The 4761-nt window shown below is 72.7% G+C and carries 5 protein-coding genes; 4 read left to right on the forward strand and 1 reads right to left on the reverse strand.

From position 1 onward, the window contains the following. Positions 1 to 59: 59 nt before the first annotated feature. The gene (locus FNH08_RS44715) at positions 60 to 1070 is read left to right on the forward strand and encodes an Lrp/AsnC family transcriptional regulator (protein ID WP_152777234.1); all 1011 of its coding nucleotides are present in this window, start codon (positions 60 to 62) and stop codon (positions 1068 to 1070) included. Between the two features lie 29 nt (positions 1071 to 1099). Here the strand turns inward: FNH08_RS44715 and FNH08_RS44720 are convergent, their stop codons facing one another. Beyond that, complete coding sequence (locus tag FNH08_RS44720; RefSeq protein WP_322726459.1) at positions 1100 to 1540, reverse strand: hypothetical protein; 441 nt, start codon at positions 1538 to 1540, stop codon at positions 1100 to 1102. A gap of 358 nt (positions 1541 to 1898) precedes the next feature. Between FNH08_RS44720 and FNH08_RS44725 the strand changes: the two genes are divergently transcribed. The 3 genes from FNH08_RS44725 (at position 1899) to FNH08_RS44735 (ending at position 4605) form a co-directional block, all read left to right on the forward strand. Beyond that, positions 1899 to 2384, forward strand: coding sequence for a cation:proton antiporter regulatory subunit (locus FNH08_RS44725; protein ID WP_322726457.1), 486 nt, complete (start codon positions 1899 to 1901; stop codon positions 2382 to 2384). A 3-nt stretch (positions 2385 to 2387) separates the two neighbouring features. After that, positions 2388 to 3620 (forward strand): cation:proton antiporter, encoded by a 1233-nt coding sequence (locus tag FNH08_RS44730; RefSeq protein ID WP_152777235.1) that lies wholly within the window; start codon positions 2388 to 2390, stop codon positions 3618 to 3620. A 91-nt stretch (positions 3621 to 3711) separates the two neighbouring features. Then, on the forward strand, positions 3712 to 4605 hold the full coding sequence (locus tag FNH08_RS44735; protein WP_322726458.1) for a polysaccharide pyruvyl transferase family protein: 894 nt from the start codon (positions 3712 to 3714) through the stop codon (positions 4603 to 4605). Positions 4606 to 4761 lie beyond the last annotated feature (156 nt).

Raw genomic sequence — 4761 nt, forward strand, 5'->3', positions numbered from 1 at the left:
GCCCCCACCTCCTTCGCCTCGCCGGCCTGGAACGGCGCCCGAGCGGGGTCCGTACGACCATGGAGGTAGTCCCCCCCAGACAGCAGGAGACCCCGGTGAAGCACCAGCCTCCCGACGCGCTCGACCTTCAGCTGCTGCACGCGCTCCAGGTCGACGGACGGGCACCGTTCAGCCGTATCGCCGAGGTCCTGGGCGTCTCCGACCAGACCGTCGCCCGGCGTTTCCGCAAGCTGCGCACCACGGCGGGTCTGAGGGTGCTCGGCATAACGGACGAGACCCGGCTCGGCCGCCAGAGCTGGATCGTCCGGCTGCGCTGCACCCCCGACGTGGCCGAGCAGCTGGCGACCGCGCTGGCCCGGCGCTCCGACACCTCGTACGTCGATCTGATCTCCGGCGGTACCGAGGTGATGTGCGCGATGAAGCCGCGCAGCCGGCAGGAACGGGACGAACTGCTCTTCGACCGCCTGCAGCGCACTCCGCGCGTCATCTCGGTCAGCGCCCACTGCCTGCTGAACATCTTCTACGGCGGCCCGCTCGGCTGGCTCAACAAGACCAACGCCCTCGACCCCGCCCAGGAGGAGGCCCTGCGTCCGCCGACCGTCGAGCCGACCTCCGCTCCCGTCACCCTGGACAAGGTGGACGACGCGCTGCTCGACGTGCTCCGGCGGGACGGAAGGGCCACGGCCGCCGAACTCCAGGGGGCCACGGGCCAGTCGGAGTCCGTGGTCAAGCGGCGCCTGGAACACCTGCGTTCCACCGGTGTCCTCTACTTCGACGTGCAGCACGACAGCGAGCCTCTCGGCCACGGCATCGGGGCGATGCTCTGGCTCACCGTGGCCCCCTCCGCCCTCGCCCAGGTCGGACAGGTGCTCGCGGGACACCCCGAGGTCCGCTTCGCCGCGGCCACCACCGGCCAGGCCAACCTCGTCGCGGCCGTCCTCGCCCGCGACACCGGCTCGCTGTACACGTATCTGAGCGAGCGAGTCGGCGCCCTCGACGGCGTCCGGTCCGTGGAGACCCACCTCACCCTGCGCCAGGTGAAGCAACTCACCTACGAGCCGGGCCGCTGAGCGGTTCGGCCGGCGCCGCGTGACCTCGGTCAGAAGAGGTCCCCGTCCAGGGGCGGGCGATACGCCGGGCCCCGCTGCGGAGAGATACGGCGGTACGCGGCGCGGGCGTTGAAGAGGCGGGCGACGGCGGTGCCGGCGAGGGCCGCGCCGAGCAGACAGCCCAGCCAGAACGTGTCGCGCGGACCGGCCCAGCTGAGCGTGCCCGCGGGCGGTATGCCGAAGCCGTTGAGGAACAGCCAGCACAGCACGGCCGTTCCCGGCGCCGCGACGAACCGCGCGCACAGGCCGAGGAGGGCGGCCAGCAGCGACAGCGCCACCAGGGCGGGTGTGGGGCGGCCTATTCCGCCGAGCAGGGTGAAGACCGCCATCAGCAGCAGCGCGCCCCCGAAGGCCGCCGACCAGACGAACGGTGTGGCGACGGGCTCGGGAACAGCCCGCGCCCCACTGCCGATCCGCACCCATTCGACCACGGTCACGCCCCCTTCCCTCCCCGACCTGCCGTGCCACGGTGACCACGGGCGGGCCGCCGTACGGCCACAACCCGCGCCTCCCGGAAGCGGATTGTCCCATCCCGCTCACCGGGAGGTGCCCCCACGGGCCGACTTGGGCCCCGGTTAGGGTGGTTCTCACGGGCGGCCCGGAAGGACTGCCACGGAGGGTCCGCGGTGCGTCCGCGGTGGTACCGCTCACGACCGCGGCCGATCGGTCCGAAGCAGCCCGACGGGGTCTGTCGCCGGTCACACGCGCCGCCCCGATGGTGGGGCCCGCCCTCCCGGTTGTCCATGCCGAAGTCGCCGAGACACACGCGATCCAGACAGGAGGACGGACGTGGGTACGCCACGCCTGAGCAGTACGCCCTTGCCAGGGATCGGGGTCCGCTACGACCTGACGACACGGGAGCACCGCCGGATGTCGGTGGTGGCGCACCGGGACGGGGCGCGGACGGTGAGCGCCTACCGCGACGACGATCCCGACGCGTGCGCGCTGTCCGTGCGGCTGACCGCGGGCGAGTCGGCGGCGCTGGTGGACGCGCTGCTGCCGGACCACCACAGCCCGAACGTGCTGGTCACGAACGAGCTGGGCCTGCTGGCGGAGCGCATCGAGCTGTCCTCCACCTCGTACTGGAACGGGCGCGTCCTGGGCGACACCCGGATGCGCACCGAGACCGGCGCCTCGATCGTGGCCGTGCTGCGCCGTGCCGGGGCCATCCCCTCACCCGCGCCGGACTTCCGGCTGGCGGGCGGCGACACGCTGATCGTGATCGGCACCCGCGAGGGTGTGGAGGCGGCCGCGGCGATACTCGGGCGGGAGTGAGCGATGCACTCCTCCGCGGTCTTCCTGATCGAGTTCGGCGCGATCATCCTGGGCCTGGGGCTGCTCGGCCGGTTCGCCGGGCGTTTCCAGCTGTCGCCGATCCCGCTGTACCTGCTGGCCGGGCTCGCCTTCGGGGAGGGCGGGCTGCTGCCGCTGGGCACGAGTGAGGAGTTCGTGGCGATCGGCGCCGAGATCGGCGTGATCCTGCTGCTGCTCATGCTCGGCCTGGAGTACACGGCCAGTGACCTGCTCTCCAACCTCAAGACCCAGTACCCGGCCGGGCTCGTCGACGCCGCGCTCAACGCGCTGCCGGGCGCCGCCATGGCCCTGCTGCTGGGCTGGGGCCCGATCGCCGCGGTCGTCCTGGCCGGTGTCACCTGGGTCTCCTCCTCGGGGGTCATCGCGAAGGTCCTCGGCGACCTGGGGCGGCTCGGCAACCGGGAGACGCCGGTCGTGCTGAGCATCCTGGTCCTGGAGGACCTCTCCATGGCCGTCTACCTCCCGATCCTCACGGCGCTGCTGGCCGGGGCCGGTCTGGCGGCGGGCAGCCTCACCCTGGCCATCGCGCTCGGAGTGGCGGGGCTCGTCCTGCTGGTCGCGGTGCGCTACGGGCGGCACATCTCACGGTTCGTCTCCAGCGACGATCCGGAGAAGCTGCTGCTGGTCGTGCTCGGGCTGACCCTGCTGGTCGCCGGACTGGCCCAGCAGCTCCAGGTGTCCGCCGCCGTGGGCGCGTTCCTGGTCGGCATCGCCCTGTCGGGCGAGGTCGCCGAGGGCGCGCACGGCCTCCTTGCCCCGCTGCGGGACCTGTTCGCCGCGGTGTTCTTCGTCTTCTTCGGCCTGCACACCGACCCCGCGAGCATCCCGCCCGTCCTGCTGCCGGCGCTGGCCCTGGCCGTGGTCACCGCGGCCACGAAGATCGCCACCGGCTACTGGGCCGCCCGCCGCGCGGGGATCTCCGCGAAGGGCCGCTGGCGGGCGGGCGGCACCCTGGTCGCCCGCGGCGAGTTCTCCATCGTCATCGCCGGTCTCGCCGTCACGGCGGGCATCGAACCCTCCCTCGGCCCGCTGGCCACGGCGTACGTCCTGATCCTGGTGATCGTCGGCCCGCTCACCGCCCGCTGGACCGAGCCCGTCGCCCTGCGCCTCACCGCCCGCCGCCGACGGCCCACGCCCCCGTCTCCGGAGCCCGCGCACGAGGTCCTCGACGGCCAGGACGCGGTGGGCCGCAAGTGAGGCGCGGACACCGCGGCCGACTCACTGCGAAAAGCCGACTCACTGCGAAAAGCGGACTGACTTCGAGAACGCGGGGCACTCGTACGGCACTGTGCGACAGCGGATCCTGCTGACCGGATGGTTCAGTTTTCGGGACGGTGAGGCCACCGCCGGGGACGTCTTGGCGTTGCGGCGCGTGGAGGATGTCCTGCGCCGTGAGGACCTGGCGTACGACGTGGCGTGGAGCCCCGCGTTCCGACCGGGGGACCTGGACCTCGAACATGTACGCCCACGCGCCTACTCGCACCTGGTGTTCGTGTGCGGTCCCCTGCACGGGAGGCAGATCACAGAACTCCACCGGCGTTTCCGGCACTGCGTACGGATCGCCGTGGGTGTGTCGGTGATCGACGCGGACGACCCGGCGGTCACCGGGTTCCACCGGGTCCTGGCCCGGGACGCGCCGGGCGCCGAGCCGGTGGAGGACCTGGCGGCCCGGGCACCGGCGACGCCCTCGACACCCGTCGTCGGGGTGGTCCTCACGCTGGGCCACGGGGAGTACGGGGCACTCCGGCGGCACGGACAGGTCGCGGAGGAGCTGACGCGGTGGCTGGCCGGGAAGGACTGCGCGCGCCTCGAACTGGAGACGCGACTCGACACCGGCGACTGGCACCTGAGCACCACGCCGGGGCAACTCCAGTCCGTCTTCGCACGCTTGGACCTCGTCGTCACCGACCGCCTGCACGGCCTCGTGCTCGGCCTGCGCGCCGGCGCACCCGTACTGGCCGTCGACCCCGTGGCAGGCGGCGCCAAGGTGACCGCCCAGGCCCAGGCCTGCGGCTGGCCCGCCGTCATCCCCGCGGAGCACCTCGACACACCCCAACTGGAACTCTGGTGGCACTGGTGCCGCTCAGCCACCGGCCGAGCAGCAGCCCTCCGAGTCCGCGCCGACTTCACATCCGGAACGGCCCCGGACAACGCGGACGAACTCCTCACGGCCCTGGCCTAGCTCCGGGCACGACTGAGAGGAGGCCGCGCAGCGGCCTTCAAGGGGCGCGGGGAACTGCGCGACAAGCCACGACGGACCCGCACCCGCCACACATGCGAACGACCAACGGCGGCCACCCAGGGGCGCGGGGAACTGCGCGACCAGCCACAACAAACC

The sequence above is a fragment of the Streptomyces spongiae genome (genome assembly GCF_009377185.1).
Lineage (GTDB): Bacteria > Actinomycetota > Actinomycetes > Streptomycetales > Streptomycetaceae > Streptomyces > Streptomyces spongiae.

What these genes read in the sequence shown, in the direction of transcription:
- FNH08_RS44715 (WP_152777234.1), top strand. Translation starts at nt 60, where the DNA reads ATGGAGGTAGTCCCCCCCAGACAGCAGGAGACCCCGGTGAAGCACCAG.
- FNH08_RS44730 (WP_152777235.1), top strand. Translation starts at nt 2,388, where the DNA reads ATGCACTCCTCCGCGGTCTTCCTGATCGAGTTCGGCGCGATCATCCTG.